The organism is Frigoribacterium sp. MCBA15_019, from assembly GCF_001864945.1.
In the GTDB taxonomy this organism is placed as follows: Bacteria; Actinomycetota; Actinomycetes; order Actinomycetales; family Microbacteriaceae; genus Frigoribacterium.
The window spans coordinates 472,375-497,287 of the sequence record NZ_MJGS01000001.1; the positions used below are offsets into that span (position 1 = coordinate 472,375).

Annotated in this window: 21 protein-coding genes and 1 pseudogene; 2 read left to right on the forward strand and 20 right to left on the reverse strand. The window is 71.8% G+C overall.

All coding sequences use genetic code 11. The features are described from left to right. Positions 1-126 precede the first annotated feature (126 nt). The 12 genes from BIV04_RS02260 to hrcA all read right to left on the reverse strand — a co-directional run bounded on the left by BIV04_RS02260 (position 127) and on the right by hrcA (position 13,612). Positions 127-2,712, reverse strand: coding sequence for a DUF2156 domain-containing protein (locus tag BIV04_RS02260; RefSeq protein WP_083396064.1), 2,586 nt, complete (start codon positions 2,710-2,712; stop codon positions 127-129). Further along, positions 2,709-4,040 carry an esterase family protein gene (locus BIV04_RS02265; protein ID WP_071253770.1) on the reverse strand — a complete coding sequence of 444 codons (1,332 nt, stop codon included), beginning with the start codon at positions 4,038-4,040 and terminating at the stop codon, positions 2,709-2,711. Before BIV04_RS02265 ends, BIV04_RS02260 begins: the two co-directional genes overlap by 4 nt. Before the next feature lie 196 nt (positions 4,041-4,236). Next, on the reverse strand, positions 4,237-4,929 hold the full coding sequence (locus BIV04_RS02270; protein WP_369825259.1) for a response regulator: 693 nt from the start codon (positions 4,927-4,929) through the stop codon (positions 4,237-4,239). Next, on the reverse strand, positions 4,926-6,188 hold the full coding sequence (locus BIV04_RS02275; protein ID WP_255364118.1) for a sensor histidine kinase: 1,263 nt from the start codon (positions 6,186-6,188) through the stop codon (positions 4,926-4,928). The genes BIV04_RS02270 and BIV04_RS02275 overlap by 4 nt, the downstream gene beginning before the upstream one ends. Positions 6,189-6,324: 136 nt before the next feature. Further along, positions 6,325-7,263: a GTPase Era gene (era, locus tag BIV04_RS02280; protein ID WP_071253772.1), complete on the reverse strand. Its 939-nt coding sequence runs from the start codon at positions 7,261-7,263 to the stop codon at positions 6,325-6,327. A 61-nt stretch (positions 7,264-7,324) separates the two neighbouring features. Continuing rightward, positions 7,325-8,623, reverse strand: a complete 1,299-nt coding sequence (locus tag BIV04_RS02285) for a hemolysin family protein (RefSeq protein ID WP_071253774.1) — start codon at positions 8,621-8,623, stop codon at positions 7,325-7,327. A gap of 7 nt (positions 8,624-8,630) precedes the next feature. Further along, on the reverse strand, positions 8,631-9,092 hold the full coding sequence (gene ybeY / locus BIV04_RS02290) for an rRNA maturation RNase YbeY (protein WP_071253776.1): 462 nt from the start codon (positions 9,090-9,092) through the stop codon (positions 8,631-8,633). Next, the gene (locus tag BIV04_RS02295; protein WP_255364148.1) at positions 9,089-10,111 is read right to left on the reverse strand and encodes a PhoH family protein; all 1,023 of its coding nucleotides are present in this window, start codon (positions 10,109-10,111) and stop codon (positions 9,089-9,091) included. Before BIV04_RS02295 ends, ybeY begins: the two co-directional genes overlap by 4 nt. Positions 10,112-10,193: 82 nt before the next feature. Continuing rightward, entirely contained in the window at positions 10,194-10,571 is a 378-nt protein-coding gene (locus tag BIV04_RS02300; protein ID WP_055976874.1) for a histidine triad nucleotide-binding protein, read from the reverse strand. A gap of 50 nt (positions 10,572-10,621) precedes the next feature. Next, positions 10,622-11,365: a 16S rRNA (uracil(1498)-N(3))-methyltransferase gene (locus BIV04_RS02305; RefSeq protein WP_071253779.1), complete on the reverse strand. Its 744-nt coding sequence runs from the start codon at positions 11,363-11,365 to the stop codon at positions 10,622-10,624. A gap of 2 nt (positions 11,366-11,367) precedes the next feature. Further along, positions 11,368-12,480: a molecular chaperone DnaJ gene (dnaJ, locus tag BIV04_RS02310; RefSeq protein WP_071253781.1), complete on the reverse strand. Its 1,113-nt coding sequence runs from the start codon at positions 12,478-12,480 to the stop codon at positions 11,368-11,370. Positions 12,481-12,589: 109 nt separating this feature from the next. After that, positions 12,590-13,612 (reverse strand): heat-inducible transcriptional repressor HrcA, encoded by a 1,023-nt coding sequence (gene hrcA, locus BIV04_RS02315; RefSeq protein WP_071253782.1) that lies wholly within the window; start codon positions 13,610-13,612, stop codon positions 12,590-12,592. A gap of 180 nt (positions 13,613-13,792) precedes the next feature. On the opposite strand from hrcA, the gene BIV04_RS17365 reads away from it, so the two are divergent. Further along, positions 13,793-14,296: a DUF4870 domain-containing protein gene (locus BIV04_RS17365; RefSeq protein ID WP_255364119.1), complete on the forward strand. Its 504-nt coding sequence runs from the start codon at positions 13,793-13,795 to the stop codon at positions 14,294-14,296. A 138-nt stretch (positions 14,297-14,434) separates the two neighbouring features. Here the strand turns inward: BIV04_RS17365 and hemW are convergent, their stop codons facing one another. From hemW to BIV04_RS02345, 5 genes are all read right to left on the reverse strand, one after another. Then, entirely contained in the window at positions 14,435-15,661 is a 1,227-nt protein-coding gene (gene hemW, locus BIV04_RS02325; protein ID WP_071253784.1) for a radical SAM family heme chaperone HemW, read from the reverse strand. Between the two features lie 2 nt (positions 15,662-15,663). Further along, positions 15,664-16,437: a DUF1990 family protein gene (locus tag BIV04_RS02330; protein WP_071253786.1), complete on the reverse strand. Its 774-nt coding sequence runs from the start codon at positions 16,435-16,437 to the stop codon at positions 15,664-15,666. Between the two features lie 5 nt (positions 16,438-16,442). Continuing rightward, on the reverse strand, positions 16,443-18,293 hold the full coding sequence (gene lepA, locus BIV04_RS02335) for a translation elongation factor 4 (RefSeq protein ID WP_056045691.1): 1,851 nt from the start codon (positions 18,291-18,293) through the stop codon (positions 16,443-16,445). A 243-nt stretch (positions 18,294-18,536) separates the two neighbouring features. Continuing rightward, the gene (locus BIV04_RS02340) at positions 18,537-18,845 is read right to left on the reverse strand and encodes a DUF4190 domain-containing protein (RefSeq protein ID WP_071253788.1); all 309 of its coding nucleotides are present in this window, start codon (positions 18,843-18,845) and stop codon (positions 18,537-18,539) included. A gap of 54 nt (positions 18,846-18,899) precedes the next feature. Beyond that, positions 18,900-20,051 (reverse strand): pyridoxal phosphate-dependent aminotransferase, encoded by a 1,152-nt coding sequence (locus BIV04_RS02345; RefSeq protein ID WP_071253790.1) that lies wholly within the window; start codon positions 20,049-20,051, stop codon positions 18,900-18,902. A gap of 244 nt (positions 20,052-20,295) precedes the next feature. Between BIV04_RS02345 and rpsT the strand changes: the two genes are divergently transcribed. Next, positions 20,296-20,556, forward strand: coding sequence for a 30S ribosomal protein S20 (rpsT, locus tag BIV04_RS02350; protein ID WP_043596189.1), 261 nt, complete (start codon positions 20,296-20,298; stop codon positions 20,554-20,556). A 117-nt stretch (positions 20,557-20,673) separates the two neighbouring features. Here rpsT and holA read toward each other — a convergent pair whose 3' ends face one another. The 3 genes and pseudogenes from holA to BIV04_RS02360 form a co-directional block, all read right to left on the reverse strand. Beyond that, positions 20,674-21,708 (reverse strand): DNA polymerase III subunit delta, encoded by a 1,035-nt coding sequence (gene holA, locus BIV04_RS17370; protein WP_071254676.1) that lies wholly within the window; start codon positions 21,706-21,708, stop codon positions 20,674-20,676. A gap of 666 nt (positions 21,709-22,374) precedes the next feature. Next, positions 22,375-23,802 (reverse strand): annotated as a pseudogene (locus BIV04_RS17375) (ComEC/Rec2 family competence protein); the annotation flags it as partial. 353 nt (positions 23,803-24,155) lie between these two features. Continuing rightward, on the reverse strand, positions 24,156-24,848 hold the full coding sequence (locus BIV04_RS02360; protein ID WP_071253793.1) for a ComEA family DNA-binding protein: 693 nt from the start codon (positions 24,846-24,848) through the stop codon (positions 24,156-24,158). Positions 24,849-24,913: the final 65 nt, after the last annotated feature.

A 24,913-nucleotide genomic window follows, 5' to 3' on the forward strand; every position in this document is an offset into this window, starting at 1 on the left:
TGGTTCAGGACTCGCCGCGGCAGCTAAGGAGGAGCAGGCCGGTGAACACGTGTCGAGGCTAGCACCGACCGAGGAGGCGCGGGTCGTCGCGGACCGGCACCGCGCCTCCTCGGCTCCCCCGCCCGATCAGACCACCGTGCGGACGAGCCGCACGACGGCTCCGACCGAGAGGTCGGGCAGGTAGGCGCGGCCGAGGGCCGTGCCGATGGCCGGCAGCTGCACGGGATCGGGGAACGCCATGACGAGCGGCACGAACTCGGGCTGGAACTTCTTCTTGAAGGTCAGCAGGGTCCGGAATCCGTAGGCGGGCTCGAGCACGCGCCCGAGGAAGGTCAGCACGCGCTCGGTCTGCGTCGCCGGGCCGTCCGACGGCGCACTGGTCGCGAGGGGTGCCGCCGAGAGGCTGAGGAACTCGACGCCCTGTTCTTTCATGGCCAGGGCCGACGAGGCGATGACGAACTCCATCACGCCGTTCATGCTGTCCGGTCGACGGCGCATGAAGTCGAGCGTCCAGCCGACGACCTCGCCGTCGCGCCAGGAGGGCAACCAGCTCGTCACGGCCTGGACCGAGTCGTCCTCGTCCAGGGCGAGCATCAGCGCCACGTCGGGGTCGCGCAACTCGTCCACGCCGCCGAGGGTGAAGCCCATCTCGGGCAGGTTCTTCTCGGCGACCCACTGCTCGCTGATCTCGCCGATCTGGCGGGCGACCGCGGGACGGAGGTCGGCGTAGCGGGTCCACTCGGCGCGGACCCCGTTCTTCGTGGCGCGGTTGATGCTCGACCGGACGTCCTGCCACTTCTTGCCCGTCATGGCGAAGGTGGCCGGGTGGAGCACGGTCTCTTCGCCGACGGGCAGCGTCGCCCAGCCCATCTCGGCGTAGAGGGGCGAGAGCTCGCCCCGCACGCTGTAGAAGACCGGGGTGAGGCCCTGGTCGTCGCACCAGCGGGCGAACTCGCGGGTCACCTCGGGGAGCCGGTCGGCCGGGCACAGCGGCTCACCCGTGGTGATGGCGATGTCCGTGACGACGCGGTAGGCGACCGCAGCGCGACCGTCGGCCGTGAACCAGTATCGGTTGCCCTCCCACAGCGCCATGTGCGACAGCGTGCCCGGCGTCCCCCGGTGGACGATCTCGCGCACCTGGGCACGCGCCGCGTCGGGGCGGACGTCACCCGGCCGTGTCGCACCCACCACGAGCCCGACCAGCACGACGAGCCACCAGAGCGGCCCCACCCACTCGAACGCGGCCCGGACGACCCCGCCGTCGGGCACCGGCCCGATGCGGGTGAGCCCGACGAACCCGACCGGCACGAAGCGTTCGGGCACGTCGAGCAGCAGCGTCCACGGTTCGATCGCCGGGACGAAGGAGGCGCGTCCCAGCCACGCGAGGACGGCGAACGTCACGGCCAGCACGAGACCCGACAGCACGACGACGAGGGCGAACCGCGGCCGTCGCGTCCCCTCGGCCCCGACTCCGAAGTGACGGCGGAGGAAGAACAGCCCGACGGCGACCGCGGCCGGAACGGCGACCGCCACCACGGCGAGCACCACCCTCTCGACCACGTGACGGGGCTGGTCGACAACCGGGTCGGTCGTGACGGGCAGCACCACGTAGTAGAGGCCGGCGAAGACGGCGAGGAGTCCGTTGACCGCGACGGCCACGTCGAGGGCGAGGCGACGACCCCGCCGCAGGTACCAGGCGCACACGAGCAGGACGGCCAGCGGCAGCAGGCTGAGCAGGACGGTCGGCACGCCGTCGATGCCCGCGAGGGCCGCGGCCCGCGCGCAGGCCCCGATCGGAGGCGCGTGCCGGTCGGGTGCGCCCTGTCCCGCGGCCGCGCAGGCGGCCGAGAGCGACCGCCCCGGCAGGACGTCACGGAACAGTATGCCGAGGGGCGAGAGCGCCCCGATGGGGCTGCGGGTGAGCAGGGTCAGGACGGGACCGACCGCCGTCACCGCGACGATGGTCGACGCGAGGCGGCGCACCTCGTGGTGCGAGCTGCGCAGCCATCCGCGCTCGGCGGGAGGGCCGGCCGACACCACCCCGAACACGAGCCCGACGAGGGCGCCGAGGAGCGCGTAGAGACCCGAGGGATGCCCGTCGTACAGCACGAAGGCGAACACGAACGAGAAGCCGACCAGCCGGATGCGGCGGCGCCAGAGCGGCCCGAAGAACGCGCTGGCGGTCATGATCGTGCCGAGGGCGGGCGTGAGCGGGTGGAGGGTGGACTCGGCGGCCACCTCGAGGGCCCAGGTCTCGCCGACCGCCTGCCCCAGGGCCTGCACCGCGACGCCGACGCCGGTCGCCACGACGGCCGTCACGAGGTAGGCCGCGACCGTGCGGCGCCAGCCCATGCGGCGCTCGGCGGCGCCCACGAGCACGAGGACGCCGACCACGGCCAGGACGAGTTGGGCGGGACCGCCGGCGAAGAACACCGAGCCGAAGACGAGCAGCCACGAGGTGCGGTCCTCGAACGGGTCGAGACCCGCGCCGACGAGGTCCCGGAGTCGCTCGCTCGGAGCGTGCGTCAGGCTGCCCGAGGCGAGGGCCAGCACGACGAGCAGCAGCGCGAGCGCGAGACTCACGGGACGGACGCGGACGAACGCCACCACACGGGTGCCGATGCCTTCGGCGACCTGTCGCGCCCGCCCCGGCTCGTGGGGGTCGGGCGGAGTCGGTGCGTCCGGGCCGGCCACGGTCACGTCGGCGCTCACGGGGTCTGCACCGCCGCGCTCAGGCCGAGGCGAGGGTAGAACTGCCCGATGCCGTGGGCGAAGCCGTTGGTCGCGGTCGTCCAGTCGTGTCCGCTGCCGGGTGACACGTACCGCGTCACCGACATGCCCGCCTTCGCCGCCGCCGCCGAGTTCGCCGTCATGAACTGACCGTACCGAGCGTCGGTGGAACCGACGGCGAAGAACGCCGCGGTGTCCGCGTAGGGCGCGTGCTCCGCCATGATCGCCTGGGGTTGGGCGGCCTCGTACGCGGCTCGGTTCCCGGCGAAGCCCTGGGTGATCGTGGTCTTCTCGTCGCCGATCGACGGGCCGAGCTCACCCGACACGTCGATGAAGGTCGCGAACAGGTCGGGTCGCGCCGCGGCGAACTGGATCGAGCAGGTGCCCCCCTGCGAGAACCCGCCGATCGTCCACGCCCTCGGGCCGGAGGCCACGTGGAAGTGGCTCGTCATGTAGTCGACCACGTCGGTGGTGATGTACGTGGCGCTGTTACCCAGGGCGCCGTCCACGCACATCGGGTTGTGCGCGTCGGCACTCAGCTGGTCGGGCACGACGACGATCGGCGCGAGACCGTGGTTCTTCGCCGCGAAGGCGTCGAGCGTCTCGACGAGGTGGCCGGCCGTGACCACCGAGCTCGGTTCGGCCGGTTGCCCCGACATCATGATCATCACCGGGAGGGCGGGGGCGTTCGCCACGAGGGCCGCCGGAGGCAGGTAGACGACGGCGTCGCGTGCCGGGAAGTGCGACACCGTCCCGGGGATGGACACGCTGCCGTACCGGCCCGTGGCCGGCAGGTCGGCCGGCGCCTTCCAGGTCGACCAGAGGGTCGGGTCGAACTCCGTCGAGCCAGGGGCCGCGGACGGAGGCGCGGTGGCGGTCGCCGGGAGAGCCGGCACCTCGTCCTGGCCGAGCGCCTGCGGCAGGTTCTGGTACACGCTGCCGTCGCGGTTCAGCGCCAGGCCCCCGGCCAGGGCGAACACCAGGACCGCCAGCACGGCCACGACCTTCCGCCACCAGCGGGTGCGGAACAGGTTGACGACGACGACCCCGAGGCCGGCGACCACCGCGGCGACCCAGAGGCGGTCCACCCAGGTCGGCGACAGGCCCAGCACGTCGCGCACGTCGCCGAGCCACCACGTGAGGACGGCGCCCAGGGCGGCTCCGACGAGGACTGCGAGGGCGATCCACCGCCACCACGTCCGGCGGGTCCGCGGACGGACGAGGAGTCCGATCGCGACCAGGGCGGCGACGACGTCGACCACCAGCAGCACCGTCGACGACAGCAACGGGACCGACAGCAACCAGTTCATGCGAGGGCTTCTTTCAGCGGAGTGTCGGGGTGGTGACCACCCAGGTGACACTCTGCTGCCACGAAGCCGGTCGACACGAGCCGTGCCGCTCGATCACAGCAGTCTCATCAGGTGCGGTCAGCGTCCACACGGCACCCGCAGGTCGATCGCACGACGCACCGTCGACGACCGACCGTGTCCCGTCGCCGGCCCGGGCCTACTCGGCGAGCCCGTGTTCGTAGGCGTAGACCACGAGCTGCACCCGGTCGCGCAGGGACAGCTTCGACAGCACACGACTGATGTGGGTCTTGACGGTCGCCTCGCTGAGGAACTCCCGCGACGCGATCTCGGAGTTGCTGAGGCCCCGCGCCGCGAGGTCGAAGATGTCGCGCTCTCGGGTGGTGAGGGTGCCGAACGACTCGGGGACGGCCCGGGCGCGGGAGGCGCGTCCGTCGAAGTGCTCGAAGAGCTCACGGGTGGCGGACGCCGCGATCACGGCGTTGCCCGCGTGCACGGTGCGGATGGCGGCGAGGAGGAACTCGGGGTCGGCGTCCTTGAGGACGAAACCGCTCGCGCCTCCTCGGATGGCCCGGGTGGCGGCCTCGTCGAGGTCGAACGTCGTCAGCACGATGATGCGCGGCGGACGACGGGAGTCCGCCTCGGCCTGAGCCAGGACGGCGGTGGTGGCGGCGATGCCGTCCATGACGGGCATGCGGATGTCCATCAGGACGACGTCGGGCGTGGTGCGCGCGACCATGGCCACGCCCTCGTCGCCGTTGCTGGCCTCGCCCACGAACTCGAGGTCGGGCTGCGAGCCGACCAGCATCTTGATGCCCGCACGGAACAGGGCCTGGTCGTCGACCAGCGCGACGCGGATGGGAGCCGTCGAGCGGCCGGGCATGTCGATCATCGGATGCGTACCTCTTGGGTCAGTGCCAGGGTCGGCACGATGGCGTGGACGACGAAGCGTCCGTCGGCGTTCTGGGTGGTGAGCGAGCCGCCCGCCAGGGTGGCACGCTCTCGCATGCCGTCGAGCCCGTGGCCGCCCCGCCGCTCGTCGCCGGTCGTGTCGACCGGACGTGTCGGCGGCCGCACGACGTTCGAGATCACCAGGTGCAGCGCCTCGTAGCGCCAGTCGAAGTGGAGGCCGACGGGCTGGTCGACGGCACCGTGCCGGAGGACGTTGGTCAGGCTCTCCTGCACGATGCGGAACACGGCGAGCTGCCGATTGGTCCCGAGCACCTGGGGTTCGCCCGTCACGCGCAGGTCGATCGTGAGGCCCGAGCCGCGCATCTGGTCGAGCAGACGGTCGAGATCACCGAGGGCGGGCTGCGGCGCCTCGCCCTGGCTGTGCCGCAGCTGACCGAGGAGCACGCGGACGTCGCCGAGGGCCTCTCGAGCCGTCGTGGCGATGGTGGTGAGCGCCCCGTCGACCGAGGTCGGGTCGACCCGGGCGGCGTAACGGGCCCCGTCGGCCTGGGCGATCACGACGGCCAGCGAGTGGGCGACGACGTCGTGCATGTCCCGGGCGATCCGGTTGCGTTCTTGCTCGACGGCGATGTCACGCTCGGCTCGGGCGGCCTCGCGTTCGGCCCGGGCGGCATCGTTCTCGGCACGGGCGGTCTCGCGCTCGGCGATGAGCCGCGCCTCACGGCTGAGCCGCTCGGACCATCGCGCTCGGGCCAGCAGTCCCCCGGCCCAGGGAAGGCCGAGCAGGGCGAGGAACCCGAGGAGGCTGATCCCCAGTTGCAGCAGGATGCGGACGACGTCGGTCACCGCGTAGATGTCGTAGTCGACGCCGAACAGGCTCTGCTGCACGAACGAGAGGTAGAACGTGCCCAGGAAGGCACCCACGCCCACGGAGATCAAGCCCGACCACTTGACCCGGTCGGTGCCGTACGCGGCCGTGGAGTACAGGACCGCGCAGATCGCGAGGTTCGTGACACCGGGCGTGCTGCCCGTGATCATCTGGGACGCGGCGACCAGCCAGGCGAGGGTCAGGGCGAGCCCGGGCGACAGTCGACGCAGGGCGAACGTGACCGTCATGCCCAGCACGACGAACGGGGTCGTCGTGACGCCGTCGCTCAACACCAGGCCGACCACACCGAGCAGGAACGCCGCCGACAGGTCGACGGCGACCTGGTAGGGCGCGAGGCGTCGGAAGATCACCCGACCACCGTACGACCTACGGCGGCCCGTCCGGGCCGGCCGGCGGACGCGAACGACCTCGGGACCATCACGATCATCCGCAGGGACGAGACCGACCCGCCCGAGAGGGACGAGGCCGGACGACCGGGAGAACGGGTCAGAACCCCAGCCGTCCGAGCTGCTTCGGATCGCGCTGCCAGTCTTTGGCGACCTTCACGCGGATCGACAGGAACACCTGCTTGCCGACGAGCGGCTCGATCTGCGCCCGGGCCCGCTCGCCGACCTCGCGCAGGCGCTGACCGCCCTTGCCGATGACGATGGCCTTCTGGCTGTCCCGCTCGACGAAGAGGTTGGCGTAGATCTCGAGGAGGTCCTTGTCGTCACGCTCGACCATGTCGTCGATCGTCACGGCGAGCGAGTGCGGCAGCTCGTCCTGCACTCCCTCGAGCGCGGCCTCGCGGACGTACTCGGCCACCCGGTCGGTCAGGCCCTCTTCGGTGACCGCGTCGGACGGGTAGAGCGGCTGGGACACCGGCATGAGCTTGATGAGCTCGGCGGTGAGCACGTCGAGCTGCACGTCGCTGACGGCCGACAACGGGATGATGGCCTCCCAGTCGCGCAGTCGGCTGACCGCGAGCAGCTGCTCGGCGACCGCGGGCCGTGACGTCGCGTCGGTCTTGGTCACGATCGCGACCTTCTTGGCCCGCGGGTACTGGTCGAGCTGTTCGTTGATGAACCGGTCGCCCGGGCCCAGCTTCTCGTCGGCCGGAACGCAGAACCCGATCACGTCGACGTCGCCGAGCGTGGTCTGGACGATGTCGTTGAGCCGCTCGCCGAGCAGCGTGCGCGGACGGTGCATGCCCGGGGTGTCGACCAGGACCAGCTGACCGGACGCCTGGTGCACGATGCCCCGGATGGCCCGGCGGGTCGTCTGCGGCTTCGACGAGGTGATGGCCACCTTCTGGCCCACGAGGGCGTTGGTCAGCGTCGACTTGCCGACGTTGGGCCGCCCGACGAACGAGACGAACCCGGCTCGGTAGGTCGACCCCCGAGGAGGCGCGGCCGAGGGGGTGAGGTCGTCTCCGGTGGTCGACATGGGGGCCTTTCGTGAACGTGGTGGAACGGGTGGGAGGTGGAGGGTCGCGACGACCCGGCGTTCAGTCGTCGCGAGCGGCGTCGGCGAACGCGGCCTGGGCGTCCGCGAGGTCGGCATCACGCTCGACCAGCACCGTCTGCAGATCGTGCCGACGACCCTCGGTGCGATCGGCCGTGAGGACGAGGCCCGACACGCGGACGACCGACCCCTGCTCGGGCAGTCGCCCCAGGACCTTGGTGAGCAACCCGCCCACCGAGTCCACGTCGTCGTCGTCGAGCTCGAGGCCGAAGAGGTCGCCGAGCTCGTCGACGGGGAGACGGGCACTCACCCGGAAGACACCCGCAGAGACCTCGCGCTGCGGGGCGACCTCACGGTCGTACTCGTCGCTGATGTCCCCGACGAGTTCTTCGATGAGGTCCTCGAGCGTGACGAGGCCGGCGATGCCGCCGTACTCGTCGACGACCATCGCGAGGTGGTTCTTGTCGACCTGCATCTGTCGCAGCGCGTCGTCGGCCTTCTTGGACTCGGGCACGAAGACCGCCGGGCGGGCGAGGGTCGTGACGGGAGCGGAGTCGTCGCCGCTGTGCTCGTGCAACCGTCGGGCGAGGTCGCGCAGGTAGACGATGCCGAGGACGTCGTCGGAATCGCGGCCGACGACGGGCACCCGGGACACGCCCCGGCCGAGGAAGAGGCTCATCGCCGATCCGACCGAGGCGGTGGCGTCGAGGGTGACCATGTCGGTGCGGGGCACCATGACCTCGCGGACCACGGTGTCGCTGAATTCGAAGATCGAGTGGATGAGCTCGCGGTCGTCCTCTTCGAGGACGTCGAGCTCGGTCGCCTCGTCGACCATGCTGAGCAACTGCTCTTCGGACGAGAACGACGCACTGCGCGGACGGCCGGGGGTCACCCGGTTGCCGACGGCCACCAGGGCGTCGGCCAGGGGCCCGAGGACGACCCGGACGAACCGCACGAGCCCCGAGGTGAGCCGCACGAGACCACGGGCGTGGGCGCGACCGACGCTCCGCGGGCTGGAGCCGACGAGGACGAAGGACACGACCGTCATGATGAGTGCCGAGAGCAGCAGGGCCAGCCACCAGGGCTCGACCGAGAACGCGAACGACAACGACACGAGGACGGCCGCCGACGTCTCGGCCAGGATGCGCACGAAGTTGACGGCGTTCACGTGCGCCCCCACGTCGGCCGCGATGGCGGTCAGCGCCGTCGCGTGACGCGGATCGTCGTCGGCCTCGTCGAGGAGGTCCTGGCGGCTGAGCACGCCGAGTGCCGAGTCGGCCGCGGCCAACAGACCGCCGAAGACCACCAGGAAGACCGCCACGACGACGAAGACCGTGACCATCACGGCGTCACCGACTCGTGTCGGCCGCGGCGAAGGCCGCGAGGATCTCGCGCTGCAGACCGAACATCTCGCGCTCGTCGTCGGGCTCGGCGTGGTCGAACCCGAGGAGGTGCAGGATGCCGTGACAGGTGAGCAGCAGCATCTCGTCGAGAGGGGTGTGCCCCGCCGTGGCGGCCTGGGCGACGGCCACCTGGGGACACACGACGATGTCGCCGAGCAGGCCGGCCGGCGTCGGCTCGTCCTCGGTCCCCGGACGCAGTTCGTCCATCGGGAAGCTCAGCACGTCGGTCGGGCCGGGTTCGTCCATCCACTGGACGTGGAGTTGCTCCATCGCGGCTTCGTCGACGAACACGATCGCGAGCTCGGCCTCGGGGTGCACGTGCATCTGGTCGAGCGCGAAGGTGGCCAGACGTTGGATCGTCGCCTCGTCGACCTCGACGGCGGATTCGTTGGCGACCTCGATGCTCACCGGGTTCCTCTCTTCGGCAGGCGGTCGCGGGTGTCGGCTCGGCGCTCGGCGCGGTTGCCCGACTCGGCCTGGTCGTGGGCCGCCTCGTGACGGCGGTGCTGCTGGGCCTGACGCTCGGCGTCGTAGGTCGTGTACGCGTCGACGATGCGGCCGACGAGCGTGTGTCGCACGACGTCGTCGCTGGTGAGACGGGCGAAGTGGATGTCGTCGATCCCGTCGAGCACCGTCGTGACGAGCTGCAGGCCGCTGGCCCCGGTGGGCAGGTCGACCTGGGTGACGTCGCCCGTCACGACCATGCGCGAGCCGAAGCCGAGACGGGTGAGGAACATCTTCATCTGCTCGGGCGTCGTGTTCTGCGCCTCGTCGAGGACGACGAACGCGTCGTTGAGGGTGCGACCGCGCATGTAGGCGAGAGGGGCCACCTCGACGGTGCCGGCCGCGAGCAGCTTGGGCACGATCTCGGGGTCCATCATCTCGTTGAGCGCGTCGTAGAGCGGGCGGAGGTACGGGTCGATCTTGTCGGTGAGCGTGCCCGGCAGGAACCCCAACCGCTCGCCGGCCTCGACCGCGGGACGCGTCAGGATGATCCGCTGGACCTCGCGGCGCTGCAGCGCCTGGACGGCCTTGGCCATGGCCAGGTACGTCTTGCCCGTACCGGCCGGGCCGATGCCGAACGTGATGGTGTGCTGGTCGATCGCGTCGACGTACTCTTTCTGACCCGGTGTCTTCGCCCGGACGCCCTTGCCGCGGCTGGTGACGATGGGCTGACCGAAGACCTCGGACGGGCTGCCCTGCCCCGAGTCGAGCAGACGGGCCGACGTCGCGACCTCGGCCGGGCCGAGGTCGTGGCCGCCCCGGACCATCGAGACGAGCTCGTCGACGAGCCCCTCGGCCCGGCCGACGGCGGACGAGGGCCCCTCGAGGGTGACCTCGTTGCCGCGCACGAGCACGCGGACCTCGGGGTACTGCTTCTCGACCGCGCGGAGCAGGCGGTCTTGCGGGCCCAGCAGCTGGACCATGGCGACGCCGTCGACGGTGACGTCGACGCGCCGGACGTCGTCGCCCGTCGTCGGTGTCGAGGGGCCGGTGGCGTTCGTGTCGCTAGTGGGCAAGGGTGCCTTCCTCCAGGGGTCCGCCGAGCACATGGGCGTGCACGTGGAACACGGTCTGCCCGGCGGATGCGCCGGTGTTGAAGATCAAACGGAACTCGGACCCGGAGTGTTCCCCGAACGCTGCCGGGTCGGCCGCGAGCCGGGAGGCGGTCGCCACCAGCTCGGCGAGCAGCGCCGGGTCGCCCGCGGCGAGTTCGACTACGTCGCGGTACGCCTGGGTCTTGGGCACCACGAGCAGGTGGACGGGTGCCTGGGGCGCGATGTCGCGGAAGGCGATGACCGTGTCGCTCTCGAACACGATGTCGGCGGGGATCTCGCGCGCGACGATGCGGCTGAAGACGGTGGGCTCGTCGGAGGTCTCGGACATGCTGCCCATCGTAGCGACGACCGCCGACACGGCCCACGGGGGCGTCGAGGTCACCAGCGGCCGAGACGCGCGCTCAGGACGGAGAGCGCGGCGGGGCCGGCCGTGGAGGTGCGCAGGACGGCGTCCCCGAGGCGCACGGCGCGGGCACCCGCCTCGGCGAGCTGCTGCAGTTCGGCGGGCGACACCCCGCCCTCGGGACCGACGACCACGACGACACGGTCGGGCACCGCGCCTCCTGCGGTCAGGTCGACCGCCGTGAGCGCCTGCTCGGCCGACGGCTCGAGCACGAGCACGAGATCGCGGGAGGCGCGCTCGGCCAGCTGCCGCGTCGTCGCGAGCCCGGACACCTCGGGTGCCCAGGGACGGATGGACTGCTTGGTCGCCTCGCGCACGATCGTCGACCAGCGGGTGAGCCCCTTGGCGACCTTGGGGCCCTCCCACCGGGAGATGCTGCGGGCCGCGGCCCACGGCACGATCTCGTCGACGCCGAGCTCGGTCGCGGCCTGCACCGCGAGCTCGTCGCGGTCGCCCTTGGCGAGGGCCTGGGCGAGGACCAGCCGCGTCGTCGGCGGCTCGTGCCGCACCACCCGCGTCGCGAGCAGCACCAAGCGCTCGGGAGCCGCCTCGGTCACCTCACCCTGGACGACCAAGCCCCGACCGTTGCCGAGGGTGAGCGCCTCGCCCACCCGCACGCGGCTGACCGTGACCGCGTGCCGCGCCTCGGAACCGGTCAGCTCGACGGTCGAACCGACCTCGGCGGCGACCAGGTCGTCGACCAGGTAGAAGTGCGCCACGATCAGAAGTTCAGGAAGCGGTCGCGCAACTTGCCGAACAGGCCTTGCTGGAAGTGCGACAGCTCGGGAGCCGGGGAGCGCCTGCCGGAGGCGAACTTCTCGATCAGCTCGCGCTCCTTGTGGCTGAGCTTGGTCGGGGTGACCACCTGCACGCCGATCTTGAGGTCGCCGCGACCCGTTCCGCGCAGACGCGTGATCCCGCGGTCCTTCACGGTGATGATGTCGGCGCTCTGGGTGCCGGGCCTGATCTCGACCTCGATCTCGCCGTCGAGCCCGGTGAGCGTCGTCGACGTGCCGAGGATGGCGTCGGCCATCTGCACCTCGAGCGTCGCCAGCAGGTCGTCGCCGTTGCGGCTGTAGGTGTCGTGGTGGCGCACCTTGACCTCGAGGTAGAGGTCGCCGTTCGGGCCGCCGGCCTGGCCGACCTCGCCCTGACCGGGCAGCTGGAGCCTGAGGCCCGTGTCGACGCCCGCGGGGATGTCGATCGGGATCGAGCGACGGGCCCGCACGCGGCCCTGCCCCTGACAGGTCGGGCAGGGGTTCGGGATGACGGTGCCGTAGCCCCGGCAGGTGCCGCACGGGCTCGACGTCATGACGTTGCCGAGCAGGGAGCGCACGGTGCGCTGGATCTGCCCGGAACCACCGCAGATGTCACAGGTCTGCGGCGAGGTGCCGGGTGCGCAGCACGAGCCGCTGCAGGTGTCGCAGAGGACGGCCGTGTCGACCTCGATGTCGCGCTGGGTGCCGAAGACGATGTCCTCGAGGTCGACCTCGAGGCGCAGCAGGGCGTCCTGCCCGCGCTCGCGCCGGGACCGAGGGCCCTGGCGCTGACCCTGGCCGCCGCCGCCGAAGAACGCGTCGAAGATGTCGCCGAAGCCGGCGGCCCCGCCTCCCCCGCCGCCGAAACCGGGCTGCGGGCCGAGGTCGTAGCGTTCACGCTGCTGCGGGTCGCTGAGCACGTCGTAGGCGTGCGTGACGTCCTTGAAGCGTTCGGACGCGTCGGGGCTGGGGTTGACGTCGGGGTGCAGCTCGCGGGCGAGCTTGCGGTACGCCTTCTTGATCTCTTCCGGGGTCGCCTGACGGTCGACTCCGAGGACGTCGTAATGATCTGCCACTGGTTCTCGTCTGCCTCTGGTGTGGTGTGGTGGTCTTCCCGGCGGGGCCGGGCCCGGCGGACCGGGACGGGGATGGGGGTCGTGGGACGGCCGGGGCCGTCGGGGTCGGCTACCGCTCGGCGAGCAGCGACGACAGGTAGCGGGCGACGGCACGCACGGCCGCCATGTTGGTCGAGTAGTCCATGCGCATGGGCCCGAGGACGCCGAGCCTCGCGATCTCGCTGCCCTGCGTCGAGTACCCGCTGGCCAGGACCGACGCCTGCGACAACCCGAACGAGGCGTTCTCGCGCCCGATGCTCGCGGCCACGTCGACGGCGTCGAGTTGCATCTCGCCGAACAACCGCAGCAGGGCGACCTGCTCTTCGATCGCCTCGAGCACCGGGAAGAGGTCGCCGCTGAAGTCGTCGCCCGTGCGCACCAGGTTCGCCGCGCCGGCCATGACCAGGCGGTCCTGGCGTCCGGCGGCGATCTGCTCGGTGAGGCTCGCGACGACGACGCCGACGATCGCCGCGAGGTCGGGGCGGAAGCGCGTCGGCAGGTCGGTGAGGGCCGTGGAGGCCTCGCCCAGGGGCCGTCCGCCGACCGCGGCGTTGATGGCGGCCCGCAACTCGGACAGGAAGGACTCGTCGACGGCGGTTCGGATGTCGACGACCCGCTGTTCGACCTGGCCGCTGTCGGTGATGAGCACCGTCATGACGCGGTCGTCGCCCAGGCTGACCAGCTCGACGTGACGCACGCGGGCCCGGGAGAAGGTGGGGTACTGCACCAGCGCCACCTGGTTGGTGAGCTGCGACAGCAGTCGGACCGTCCGCCCCAGCACCTCGTCGAGGTCGGTGGAGTCGCCGAGGAAGGTCTCGATGGCCTGACGCTGGGCGGCGCTGAGCGGTCGCAGGTCGGCGAGCTGGTTGACGAAGAGCCGGTAGCCCTTGTCGGTCGGCACGCGACCCGACGAGGTGTGCGGGGCCGCGATGAGCTCTTCTTCTTCGAGCAGCGCCATGTCGTTGCGGATCGTCGCCGCCGAGACGCCGAACTGGTGTCGCTCGACGATGGACTTCGACCCCACCGGCTCGCGGGACGCGACGTAGTCATGCACGATGACGCGCAGCACTTCGAGACCGCGTTCGGAGACCATGTCGCACCTCTCTTCGCTCGACGCCCCCCGGGTCGTCCGCACGCCGGGCGACCGGGCCTGGCACTCGACGTGCCGGACTGCCAATCGTACGACACCTCCGTCGCGAGGCCTACTCGCGCCGCGCCCGGCTGCCCTAGGGTGGCGGGGACATCCGCAGGACACTCACGAACAGGTGCAGCCATGACCGAGACCCCTCCCGCCCAGCCGAACGGCCCGCAGAACGGTCGACCCGGCCAGAACGGGCAGCCCGGCCAGCCCTACGGCCAGGGCCAGCAGCCCGGTCAGCCCTACGGTCAGGGCCAGCAGCCCGGCGCCGGCTACGGCCAGCAGCCCGGCTACCAGCCGCAGCCCGTGCAGGCGATGCGCCCCGAGGACGAGAAGCTCTGGGCCACGCTCATCCACCTCGGCGGCATCATCTTCGCGTTCGTCCCGGCTCTCGTCGGCTACCTGGTGCTGAAGGACCGCGGCCCGTTCATCCGGGAGCACACCAAGACGGCGCTGAACTTCCAGATCACCATGGCCATCGTCTACGTGATCTCGGCGATCCTGTCGGTCATCGTCATCGGAGGCGTGCTGGCACTCGTCGCCGGCATCCTCGTCATCATCTTCTCGATCATCGCCGCCGTCGCGGCCAACAAGGGCCAGTGGTACAAGTACCCGCTGACCATCGAGTTCATCAAGTAGACGGTCGACCGGCCCGGACGGGCACGACGCGAGGCGCGACTCCCCCGGGAGCCGCGCCTCCGGCGTTCCCGGCCCGCGCCTCCTCGGTCCGCCACCTCGGGACGCCGATCGAGAGCGCGACTCGATCAGAGCGCGCGGTCAGTCGGGCAGCAGGCGTCGCACGACGGCGTCGGCCATCAGGCGACCCTCGCGGGTGAGCACCACGCGACCCTGCAGGGCCGGGCGCCCCTCGACCCAGCCGTCGGCGATGAGTCCGGCGACCGCCTGGCGACCGTCGTCGTCGAGCTCGGAGGTCGGCAGCCCCTCGCGGATGCGCACCCCGAGCAGGACACGCTCGACCCGACGGGTCTCGTCGTCGAGGGTCTCGCGACCGGCGGCCGGCGACTCACCCGCGGCCATGCGCTGCTGGTACGCGGCCGGGTGCTTGACGTTCCACCAGCGGACGCCGCCGACGTGGCTGTGCGCGCCCGGGCCGACGCCCCACCAGTCGTGGCCCTGCCAGTAGGCCAGGTTGTGTCGGGAGCGGTGTTCGAGACCACGGGACCAGTTGCTCACCTCGTACCAGTCGTACCCGGCCGCGGCGAGCCGGTCGTCCGCGATCTCGTACATGTCGGCCGCCGTGTCGTCGTCGGGCATCGGTACCTCGCCGCGCTTGATCTGGCGGGCGAGCTTCGTGCCGTCCTCGACGATCAGCGAGTAGGCCGAGAGGTGGTCGGGCTGCTGCTCCAGGGCGACGTCGAGCGAACGCCTCCAGTCGTCGAGGGTCTCGCCGGGCGTGCCGTAGATGAGGTCGAGGCTGACGTCCAGCCCGGCGTCGCGGGCCCAGCGCACCACGAACGGGATGCGCTCGGGATCGTGCGTGCGCTCGAGGGTGGCGAGCACGCTCGGCACGGCCGACTGCATGCCGAAGCTGACGCGCGTGAACCCGGCGTCGGCGAGCTGCTGCAGGTACACGGCGTCGACCGAGTCGGGGTTCGCCTCGGTCGTCACCTCGGCACCCGGCTCGAGACCCCAGGTGTCGACCATCGCGTGCAGCATCGACGTGAGGTCGCCCGAGGGCAGCATCGTCGGTGTGCCCCCGCCGAAGAACACCGAGGAGGCGCGGCGCGGCGGCAGCCCCGCCTCGCGCAGCACCCGGCCCCCGAGCTCGATCTCGGCGACGGCCTGCCCGGCGTAATCGTCCCGGCGTGCGCCCCGCAGTTCGTCGCCCGTGTACGTGTTGAAGTCGCAGTACCCGCAGCGCACGCGGCAGAACGGGACGTGCAGGTAGACCCCGAAGTTGCGGTCGTGCGCGCCGACCGCGACGGTCTCGGGCAGACGGCCGTCGGCGGGGGCGGGATCGCCGAGGGGAAGGGCTCCGGGCACCGTCAGGCGCCGGTTCCCGAAGCGTCGCCGCGCGGGCCGGTCGGGGGCCGGTCGTCACCGCGGGGATCGCCGACCCCGGCCTCGGTGTCCTCGACGACGACGACCTCGTCGGTCTGCTCGCCCTTGTCGTTGAGGCTCAGGGCCCGCAGGTACCGCTTCGTGTACTGCGCCTGCGTGCGCCGCAGGAAGGGGGCCACGAGGCGCCACTTCGCGCTCGACGGCTTCGAGAACGACCGGATGGACAGCCAGACCGAACCGTCGTCGGTCTGGTCGACGATCCAGGACTCCTCGCCGCTCTCGGGGTGGCCGTCGAGGGTTCCGTACGCGAAGCCCTTGCGCTTCGGTTCGTCGATCACGTAGACGACGCGGACCGGCGCCTCGACCGTGCGCCCGTAGGCCTCGATGCTGAGCGTGGCCGTCGTGCCCGCCGTGAGGAAGGGCGTGCCGTCGGGCGAGTACCGCGACTCGTCGCGCGCGGTCGCCCACTCGGCCGCGTCGACCGGTTGTCCGTGCTCGTCGAACTGGACGGGCGTGTACTCGCTCTCGTCGGCCGGCGGCACGCTGTCGACCCGGACGCGGATGCCGCTGCGCTCCTGGATCTGCCAGGTCATGGTGGCGATCCAGGCCGCGGCGAAGCGGGCGTCGCCGTGGCCGACGCGGGCACGGTACTCGGCCGGCTTGAAGCCCTTCGGCGGGTACTGCATGAGGTCGGGGGCCTGCGTCGCCCCGACCTCGCCGTAGGTCGTGCGGGTCTCGGTGTGGGTGGCTCGACGCATGCGCCCTACTTCTTGTCTTTCTTCTCGACGTCGCCGCTGAGGGCGGCGATGAAGGCCTCTTGGGGCACGTCGACCCGACCGATGGTCTTCATGCGCTTCTTGCCCTCTTTCTGCTTCTCGAGGAGCTTGCGCTTGCGCGAGATGTCGCCGCCGTAGCACTTGGCCAGGACGTCCTTGCGCATGGCGCGGATGCTCTCGCGGGCGATGATCCGGGCACCGATGGCGGCCTGGATGGGCACCTCGAACTGCTGCCTCGGGATGAGCTCGCGCAGCCGACCCGTCATGAGGACCCCGTAGGCGTAGGCCTTGTCGCGGTGCACGATCGCGCTGAACGCGTCGACCTGTTCGCCCTGCAGCAGGATGTCGACCTTGACCAGGTCGGCCTCTTGGTCGCCGATGGGTTCGTAGTCGAGGCTGGCGTAGCCCGCGGTCTTCGACTTGAGGCTGTCGAAGAAGTCGAACACGATCTCGCCGAGGGGCATCGCGTAGCGGATCTCGACCCTGTCCTCACCGAGGTACTCCATGCCGAGCAGGGTGCCGCGGCGCTGCTGGCAGAGTTCCATGATCACGCCGACGTAGTCCTTGGGCGCGAGGATGCCCGCCTTGACCATGGGCTCGCTGACGCTGGCGATCTTGCCCCCCGGGAACTCGCTGGGGTTGGTGACCGTGACGGTCTTCTTGTCTTCGGTGGTGACCTCGTAGATGACGCTCGGCGCTGTCGTGATCAGGTCGAGGCCGAACTCGCGGTCGAGGCGTTCGGTGACGATCTCGAGGTGCAGCAGGCCGAGGAACCCGCATCGGAAGCCGAAGCCGAGGGCCACCGAGGTCTCGGGCTCGTAGACCAGCGCGGCGTCGGACAGCTTGAGCTTGTCGAGCGCCTCGCGCAGGAGGGGGTAGTCGCTGCCGTCGATCGGGTACAGCCCCGAGAAGACCATGGGCAGCGGCTCGGTGTAGCCGCTGAGGGCCTCGGTCGCGGGCTTGGCCGACGTCGTGACGGTGTCGCCCACCTTCGAGAGGCGGACGTCCTTCACGCCGGTGATGAGGTAGCCGACCTCGCCGACCGACAGACCCTGGCTGGGGACGGGCTCGGGCGACGAGACGCCGATCTCGAGGATGTCGTGCGTCGACTTCGTCGACATCATCTGCACCTTCTCGCGCGGGTGCAGGGTGCCGTCGATCATGCGGATGTAGGTGACCACGCCGCGGTAGCTGTCGTAGACCGAGTCGAAGATCATCGCGCGGGGCGGTGCGTCCTTGACGCCGACGGGCGAGGGGATGCGATCGACCACGCGGTCGAGGAGCTCCTCGACGCCCATGCCGGTCTTGCCGCTCACCCGCAGGACGTCGGCGGGGTCGCCGCCGATCAGGCCCGCCAGCTCGGCGGCGTACTTGTCGGGGTCGGCCGCCGGGAGGTCGATCTTATTGAGCACCGGGATGATCTCGAGGTCGTTCTCGAGTGCCAGGTAGAGGTTCGCCAAGGTCTGGGCCTCGATGCCCTGCGCCGCGTCGACCAGCAGGATCGCGCCTTCGCAGGCGGCCAGCGAGCGGGAGACCTCGTAGCTGAAGTCGACGTGGCCGGGGGTGTCGATCATGTTGAGCGCGAACGTCTCGCCGTTGCGCTCCCACGGCATGCGCACGGCCTGGCTCTTGATCGTGATGCCGCGCTCGCGCTCGATGTCCATGCGGTCGAGGTACTGGGCACGCATCGCGCGCGACTCGACCACGCCGGTGATGCCGAGCATGCGGTCGGCCAGGGTCGACTTGCCGTGGTCGATGTGCGCGATGATGCAGAAGTTGCGGAGGGACTCGGGCTCGGTCGACGCCGGCTCGAGTGCGCGGGTTGCTTGGGGACTCACACGATCCTCTGGGGGTGGTGGGCGGGGGTACCGCACGATTCTCCCACGCCCGGGCGACGGATCGGGCGTCGGGCCGCGCGGAGCCCGCCCCTCGGCAACTCCTGCCCGGTGCCGCGGACGACACCGCGCCTCCCCGATCCGCCGCTCGGGCTGCGACGGCGGGCAGGAGTTGCCGACGCGGGAGGGGCGGGCCGGGCTGCGGAGTCGGCGGGGGCGGAGCGGACCGGTCGGCGGGGCCGCGGGTCAGGCGGCGGTGCCGGGGAGGAGTGCGATGACGCCCGCGCCGCCGACGACGGCCAGGCCGATGAACAGGGCGATCAGCGTGCCGACGAGCATGACGGCGGACGAGATGATGCCGACGAGCGCCATGGTGCGACGCTCGGGCTCACGACGGCGGGACAGGATGCCGAGGACGAGGCCGGCGATCGGGACGACGAAGGTGAAGCCGAAGCCGATCGAGGCGAGGCCGAGGACGAGGCTCCAGACGGCGAGGGGCGAGCGGACGCCGGTGGTGGAGGCGGAGACGGTGGTGTGTACGGGTTGGTTCGTCATGTTCCGAGCCTAGGAAGCCCCTCACCGCGACCCCAGGGGGCTGACCCCCGGATCTCAGCGGGGGTCGCCCGGCGCGGGCAGTTTGCCGAGACCGCGGGTGATCACCTCGGGCGACGACGCGAGGCACACGCGGATCCACCCCTCGCCGCTGCGGCCGAACGCGCTGCCCGGTGCGACCGCAACGCGCTCCGAGAGCAGGAACCGCTCGGCCCACCCGGCGACGTCGCCCTGCGAGGCGTGGCTCACGTCGATCCAGAGGTAGAAGGCGCCGCTGGGTTCGAGGTACCGGATGCCCCGCTCGGCGAGCAGCGCCGTGGCGAGGTCGAGGTTGCTCCGGTAGTGCTCGCGGGCGTCGGCCACGGGCTGATGATCCCCCGTGACGGCGGCGAGGGCGGCGTGCTGGTCGGGCTCGGCGACGCAGCTGATGGCCGCTTCCTGGACCGTGCGCATCGTCTCGGCGAGGCCCTTCGGCGTCACGAGGTAGCCGACCCGTACGCCCGTCATGGCGTAGGTCTTGCTCATCGAGAAGACGCTGAACACCCGGTCGTCGGTGTCGAGCGAGGCGAGGCTGACGTGCTTAAGCCCGTAGGTGAAGTACTCGTAGACCTCGTCGCTGATCACCCAGAGGTCGTGTCGGCGGGCGAAGTCCAGCAGGCGCCGCAGCGTCTCTTCGGGGTAGACGACGCCGAGCGGGTTCGACGGGCTGTTGACGATCAGGGCGCGAGTGCGGTCCCCGACGAGGTTCTCGAGCTCGTCGAGGTCGGGGCGGAAGTCGAGGTCGGGCGCCAGCGTGTAGGGCACGGGCACGGCGTCGAGCATGTGGGCGTTCATCGTGAAGGTCGTGTAGCCGGGGTCCGGCACGAGGACCTCGTCACCCGCCGCGAGCAGGAGTCCCATCGTCTGGTGCAGGGCCTGCGTCCCGCCGACGGTGACCCAGACCTGCTCGAGGTCCACGTGCACGTCGTTCTCGCGGGCGAGTTTGGCCACGAGCGCCTCGCGCAGGGCGGGGATGCCACCGTTCGGCGTGTAGTCGGTGCGGTCGTCGGCCCAGGCGCGGCGCGCGGCGTCGGCGATGTGGCGGGCGACGGGAACGTCGGGCTCGCCCACCACGAGCATGTCGACACCGTCGAGCTGCGCCGCCAGCTCGAACACCCGACGGATTCCGGACGCGGGCACGGTGGTCATGTGGGGCGCGAGCTGGGGCATGATGGCACGGTACTACGCACGACACGGCACGCCGTCGGGCCGACGCTCGTTGAGAGTCGGGCCTGCTGCTGGTAACGTTGCCTGTTGGCTTGCGCGTTACGTCTGCAGTGGCGGAACGCGATCGCAGCCGAGAGCCGCTCCGGTGGCCATCACCGGCGGCAGCACCGGGTCCACCGATTCACGTCGGTCGGACGCTCGGCTGGCGCACACCCGTCCGAGACACAGAATCCAGAAAGTAGTTCACGTGGCAAACATCAAGTCGCAGATCAAGCGCATCGGCACCAACAAGAAGGCCCAGGACCGCAACCGCGCCGTCAAGAGCGAGCTCAAGACCGCCGTCCGCGCCACCCGCGAGGCCATCGCCGCCGGCGACAAGGACAAGGCCACCTCGGCTCTGCTCCTCGCGTCGAAGAAGCTCGACAAGGCCGCCAGCAAGGGCGTCATCCACCAGAACCAGGCCGCGAACCGCAAGTCGTCCATCGCGAAGCAGGTCGGCGCCCTCTAGGCTCCCCTCCCCCGAGCCCCCGGGCTCGACGACGAAGGCCCCGTCTCGATCGAGACGGGGCCTTCGTCGTACCCGGACGCCGGCGGGATCGACGCCCGGACGGTCAGGAGGCGCGGTTCACGACAGCAGGGCACCGCGCGTCGAGATCATGGTCACCATCCGCTCGAGTGCGTACACCGGATCGCGTTCGGCGCCCTTGACGGCCGCGTCGGTCTCGGCGAGCAGCTCGATGCACCGACCCAGCCCGTCCTCGGACCAGCCACGGAGGTCTCGTTGCGCCCGCTCGACCTGCCACGGGGCGAGCCCGAAGCGTGAGGCGAGTTGACCCGAGCCGCCGTAGGAACCCTGCAGCTTGGCCATCGTGCGGATCTTCATCGCGAACGCCGCCACCACGGGCACGGGGTCGGCCCCGGTCGACAACGCGTGGCGGAGCAGCACGAGCGCCTCGCCCTGCTGACCGGCGATGGCCGCGTCGGCCACCTTGAAGGCGTTCGTCTCGACCCGGCCCGAGTAGTACTTCTCGACGGTGGCCTCGGTGATCTCGGCCGCGGCGTCGCTGATCAGCTGCTGGCAGGCGCTGGCGAGCTCGGCCAGGTCGTCGTTGAAGGCCGTGACCAGTGCCCGCAGGGCCCCCTGCGAGATGCGTCGTCGCTCGGCGGCGAACTCGGCGGCCGCGAACGCGAGCTTCTCGGTGTCTTTCTTGAGCTCGGCGCAGACGACCTCGAGGCCGCCGCCGGTGCCGCCCCGGACGGCGTCCAGCAGCTTCTTGCCGCGGACCCCGCCCCCGTGGCGCAACACCAGCGTCGTGTCGTCGGCGGGCGTCTCGAGGTAGCGCAGCGTCTCGGTGAGGAACGCATCGGTGCACTTCTCCACGTTCGAGACGCGGATGAGACGCGGCTCGGCGAAGAGCGACGGACTCGCCAGTGTCACGAGTTCGCCGGGTTGGTAGTGGTCGGCCTCGAGGTCGTGCACCTCGAGGCTGGGGTCTTCGGCGGCGAGCTGGTCGCGAAGCTGGCGCGAGGCACGATCGGCGAGGAACTGCTCGGGCCCGCTCACCAGCACGACGGCCGCGGGTCGGATTCTGTCCCACCCCACCTGGTCGATCGCGACCGAGGCCTTCTTCGCCGTCTTGCCACTCGCTCGCGCTGCCATGCTGCCTCTCGGACGTCGTCCCACGGACGCGGGGCCCGCCGCGCCACCTCCGATGCTAGAGGACGCCACCGACGTGCCCGACGTGTCGTCACGGTCCCGGGGCCCCGCGTGCTCCCGCCAGATCCGCAGGGCGACGTCGCCGTCCCCACGGTCGACGGGCGTGACCGCGGCCTGACCGGCCTCGTCGCTGCGGACCACGACTCCCCGGCCGTGCCGGACCAGGTCGAGCGCGACGTCGGTCGGGTGCCCGTACGAGTTGTCGGCCCCGACGCCGATCAGCCCGACGCGGGCCGCCACCCGCTCGTACAGCTCGGCGTGCTGGTCCGCCGACCCGTGGTGCGAGACCTTCACGACGTCGACTCTCCCGAGCCCCTCCTCACCGTCGGGCGACGAGGCCAGGCGGCGTTGCGCCGTCTCGCCGAGATCGCCCAGGGCCAGCAGCGAGAGGCATCCGACCCGGCAGGCCGCGCCGGGGTCGACGCGCAGCACGAGGCTCGCGTCGTTGCCGGCGGGGATGTCGGCCGGCGGCCAGAGCAGCCGCCACGTGTGTTGGCCGAGACGCCCTCGGGTGCCGACCCGCGCCTCCTGGACCTCGGCACCACCGTCGCGCAGCGCCGTCACGACCCCGGCGTCGTCCGAGCGCCCCACGGGCCCGACGAGAGCCGTGCCGACCCGACCGACCACGGAGTCGATCGCCCCGACGTGGTCGCGGTCGAAGTGGGTGAGCACGAGCAGGTCGACGTGCGGGACGCCGAACGTCGAGAGGCATCGGTCGAGGGCGGCCTCGTCGTCGCCCACGTCGATCAGGGCGACGGCCGGTCCGCTGCGCACGAGCACGGCGTCGCCCTGTCCCACGTCGCACTGGGCCACGACCCAGTCGTCGGGCACGGAGGCGCGGGTCACCACGGTGCGCCCACCCACCACACCGACGGTCGCCACCAGGACGCCCACCAGCAGCGTCGCCGCCACGGCTCGCGTGCGCCCCCGGGCCCGGGCCACCACGGCGACGACGACGAGGGCCGTGAGGCCGACCAGAGAGGCGACGCCGAGCGCCGAGGCGTCCCACCCGAGTCGCGTGCCCGGCCAGCTCGCCGCCGACCGGGCGACGGCCGCCACCCAGGACGACGGCAGCCACGAGGCCCAGGCGACGGCCGTGGCCGCCCCGGGCACCCAGGGCGCGAGCACGCAGACGACGAGCCCGCCCACGGTCGCCACCGGAGCCGCCGGGCCGGCGAGCACGTTCGCGACGACGCCGTGTAGGGCGATGCTCGGTTCGAGGGCGAGCAGCACGGGCTGGCAGGCGAGCTGCGCGGCCGTGGGCACGGCGAGGGCCGCCGCCACCGGCTCGGGCACGAGGCGCGCCAGCAGGGCGGTCAGCGGCCCGCCGAGCACGACCAGCCCCGACGTCGCGAGGACCGACAGGACGAAGGCGAGGTCGCGGGCCAACCACGGGTCGGTGAACAGCAGCCCGGCGACCGCCAGCGCGACGACGGGCACGCCGGCGATCGGTCGGGCGACGGCGAGGTGCACGAGGACGAGCACCGCCATGACGGTGGCCCGGACGATGCTCGGCTCGGGCGTGACGAGCACGACGAACGCGACGAGCACGACGACGGCCGCCCCGAGCCGCAACAACCGCGGGACCTTCAGCAACGACCCGACGAGCACCACGAGCGCGACGAGCACCGCGCAGTTCGACCCGGACACGGCCGTCAGGTGACTGAGCGACGCCTGCTTCATGTCGTCGTCGAGGTCGTCGGGCACACCCGACGTGTCGCCGATGGCGAGCCCGGGCAGCAGGGCCCCGCCGTCGCCCGGCAGACCCGCGGCCACGGCGCGGAAGGCCGACCGGAGCCCGTTCGACCAGGACGACGCCCGTCCGGGCTCGGCGTGGACGCCGAGCGGCTCGACCGCACGCCCCTCGAACGCGACCGACTCGCCGTACCTCACCGGGGCCAGCACGAGCCGGGCCGAGACGCCGGCCCCGATCTCGACCGAGCCGCCACCGTCGAGTCGCGCCCCGAACACCCGCACCGGCACACGAGCCCCGAGCGCCACGGTCCCCGCGCCGACGTCGAGGCGGTCGACCGACATGGTCAGGACGTCGGCCCGCCCCTCGATCCGGTCGAGCAGTCGCCCCTCGACGGTGACCGCGTGCCCGACCGAGGTCGTGAGCCCCGACGGGTGGCGGCGGTCGTCGCGCACCGCCGCCTGGCCGGTGAGTCCGGCGCACGCCCCGGCACTCAGGGCGACCACCAGCAGCACCTGCCCGGCGGCCAGGACGCCCACCCGCGCCACGACCACGAGTCCGACCGAGACGACGCAGACGACGAGGGCGACCGCCGTCACGACGGGCAGCAGCCCGGGCCGGGTCGAGCCGACCGCGAGCCCCACCCACGCCACGGCCACGGGCACCCCGAGCCGCAGGTCGAGGACGCGACCGGGTGTCACACCCGCACCCGGTCGCGCAGCGTCTCGAGCGTCTTCGGACCGATGCCCGGCACGCCGAGCAGGTCGTCGACGCTGCGGAAGCGCCCGTTCTCGTCGCGCCACGCCAGGATGGCCGCCGCCGTCGCCGGGCCCACCCCGGGCAAGGTCTGCAACGCCGCGTCGTCCGCGAGGTTGAGATCGACCGCTCCCCCACCACCGGGTGCCGCCCCACCCCCGGCCGCCGGTCCACCCGCCGCCGCGTCACCACCGCCCGCCACCCCGTCGTCCACGCTCTCGCCCACGGCCGGCACCCGGAGCTGCTCGCCGTCGACGAGCACCCGCGCGAGGTTGACGGCCGCCTGGTCGGCCTCGGCCGTGAACCCGCCGGCCGCGGCGACCACGTCGACCACGCGGGCGCCGTGCGGCAGCTCGTAGAGGCCGGGCGCCGCCACCCGGCCGTGCACGTGCACGAAGACGACCGAGGCACCCCCGGGAGGCGCGGTGCCGGCCCCTGCGCCGGCTTCGGCCCCGGTGCTCGGCTCGACGGTCACGAGCTCGTCCGCCGCGCCTCCTCGGGTGGCGAACGCCGACACGGCGACGCTCACCGCCAGCACGACGAAGAGCAGGACGACGACCGCGCCGAGCCCCACGCGCCATCGCGGACCACCCGGCTCGGACGGGTCGACGGCGGTGCGGAAGCTGACGGTCATGACCCGTCACGGTACGAGCGCGCGACCGCCGGCACGGACGACGACGGCCGCCCTGGGGAACCAGG

Coding starts and splice junctions, on each gene's coding strand:
- BIV04_RS02285 (WP_071253774.1), bottom strand. CDS start 8,623: ATGGTCACGGTCTTCGTCGTCGTGGCGGTCTTCCTGGTGGTCTTCGGC.
- BIV04_RS02330 (WP_071253786.1), bottom strand. CDS start 16,437: ATGCGTCGAGCCACCCACACCGAGACCCGCACGACCTACGGCGAGGTC.
- BIV04_RS02265 (WP_071253770.1), bottom strand. CDS start 4,040: ATGAACTGGTTGCTGTCGGTCCCGTTGCTGTCGTCGACGGTGCTGCTG.
- BIV04_RS02340 (WP_071253788.1), bottom strand. CDS start 18,845: ATGACGAACCAACCCGTACACACCACCGTCTCCGCCTCCACCACCGGC.
- holA (WP_071254676.1), bottom strand. CDS start 21,708: ATGGCAGCGCGAGCGAGTGGCAAGACGGCGAAGAAGGCCTCGGTCGCG.
- BIV04_RS17365 (WP_255364119.1), top strand. CDS start 13,793: ATGACCGAGACCCCTCCCGCCCAGCCGAACGGCCCGCAGAACGGTCGA.
- BIV04_RS02345 (WP_071253790.1), bottom strand. CDS start 20,051: ATGCCCCAGCTCGCGCCCCACATGACCACCGTGCCCGCGTCCGGAATC.
- BIV04_RS02295 (WP_255364148.1), bottom strand. CDS start 10,111: ATGGTCCAGCTGCTGGGCCCGCAAGACCGCCTGCTCCGCGCGGTCGAG.
- hrcA (WP_071253782.1), bottom strand. CDS start 13,612: ATGGTCTCCGAACGCGGTCTCGAAGTGCTGCGCGTCATCGTGCATGAC.
- BIV04_RS02270 (WP_369825259.1), bottom strand. CDS start 4,929: ATGATCGACATGCCCGGCCGCTCGACGGCTCCCATCCGCGTCGCGCTG.
- BIV04_RS02360 (WP_071253793.1), bottom strand. CDS start 24,848: ATGACCGTCAGCTTCCGCACCGCCGTCGACCCGTCCGAGCCGGGTGGT.
- BIV04_RS02300 (WP_055976874.1), bottom strand. CDS start 10,571: ATGTCCGAGACCTCCGACGAGCCCACCGTCTTCAGCCGCATCGTCGCG.
- era (WP_071253772.1), bottom strand. CDS start 7,263: ATGTCGACCACCGGAGACGACCTCACCCCCTCGGCCGCGCCTCCTCGG.